General features: G+C 34.8%; 3 protein-coding genes. All 3 read right to left on the reverse strand.

What is annotated here, in order from left to right:
- Positions 1-187: hypothetical protein (locus tag HH682_RS15380; protein ID WP_420826227.1), on the reverse strand; the 187-nt coding region annotated here is incomplete at its 3' end.
- Between the two features lie 239 nt (positions 188-426).
- Entirely contained in the window at positions 427-813 is a 387-nt protein-coding gene (locus HH682_RS15385) for a Rid family hydrolase (RefSeq protein ID WP_214238358.1), read from the reverse strand.
- On the reverse strand, positions 785-1390 hold the full coding sequence (locus tag HH682_RS15390) for a glutathione binding-like protein (RefSeq protein WP_214238359.1): 606 nt from the start codon (positions 1388-1390) through the stop codon (positions 785-787). The genes HH682_RS15385 and HH682_RS15390 overlap by 29 nt, the downstream gene beginning before the upstream one ends.
- Positions 1391-1510 lie beyond the last annotated feature (120 nt).

Below are 1510 nucleotides of genomic sequence, written 5' to 3' on the forward strand. Positions count from 1 at the left end.
GTCGGTGGAGTTGCATGATAAGGTCATCGGGTACTACCTCACGATAAAGCACTATCAATAAATTGGAGTCATTACCGCCTTCCTTATCTCTTAAAAAATTACGTAAATTACGAGCTACATCCTCGGCAGTGATATGAGCAAGATGGGCTGGCATATTCAATTCACGAATTTCCGGTAATTGGTTCATTTTTTAACCTGCCTCCATTTGGTAACGCTACGTGAAAAGTTTCGAACTTTGCGGGGTAAACTACCCAACTTTTCACGTAGACGCGTCAAAATTTACTGCCATAATTTTCGTCAATGAGCAAGTGTATATCTATACAGCTATTATAGCATAACTTTATATAATCCTTATTTATATAAAGTTATTGTGTGAAAAAAACTACCTCAGTAAAAAAATATATACCAAGGTAGTATGACGTTAGATCAGTGTTTATAAGCCAAAGCAGTTATTTCAACTAATAGCCCCTTACCAAGTTGTACACCAAAACAAGAACGTTGTGGCCAAGCTGAAGGATTATCACCAATCCACTTACTCCAGAGATTATCAAAAATCTCTTTATTATTCATATCCGAAAGCAATACTGTAACGGATATAAGATTACGACTTTCACTTCCAAGATTTTTTAGGTTTTCTGATAAAGTATCAAAGCACTCAATCACCTGTTTTTCAAAATCATTAACCTTAGAGCTACTGGCTGAAACAAGCCAAATTAGGGATTCATAACAAGTAGCTTGCACTCGACCTGGAAATTTCCCGGGGATTTTTATCAGGCTTGTCAAATCAGCATTCCTTTGTATTACGTTCAGCATCAATAGCTTCTTGAACTGATTTCTTTTTAGACATTTTTTCCATAAATGCGTCTAAGACGGGCCATCTCGAAATGTCTATATTAAAATTAGGGAGCCACAATAAAACAGCATATAAGTAACAGTCAGCAGGACTAAAATCATCCAGTAAATATCCTGTTTTAGATAAAACATCACTTAAATAATCGTATCTTTTATATAATTTTTCTTTAAAAATATTTTTCACTTCATCTGGAATAGAGTCATTGAATAATGGTGCACTTCCTCCATGAAGTTCAGAAGATATAAAACATAACCACTCCAATAGTCTTATCTTACAAAGATTATTATTATCAATAGTCTTCCAATTAAATTTCTCAATAATATATGTTAGTATAGCCGGCCCTTCTGTTATAACCTCACCATCATCTAACTCAAGAGCTGCAACATAACCTTTAGGATTAATCTCAAGGAAGTTGCCACCGTCCTCTGTGACCTTGGTTTTATTATTTATTCTTACTAGCTTAAAATCCACACCTAATTCTTTTAGTACTATATGTGGGGAAAGAGAACAAGTCATAGGGGCAAAATACAGTTTCATAGTAAACTCCTTATTAAAAAGAGGCTATATTCTATATAATTCCGGTAATGACTCCAATTTATTGATTTAGTGTATGATGGTGTTTTTGAGGTGCTTCTGTGGCTTCCATCTCCGTGTGCT

Origin of the sequence: Rosenbergiella gaditana (assembly GCF_018494065.1) — a bacterium.
Lineage (GTDB): Bacteria > Pseudomonadota > Gammaproteobacteria > Enterobacterales > Enterobacteriaceae > Rosenbergiella > Rosenbergiella gaditana.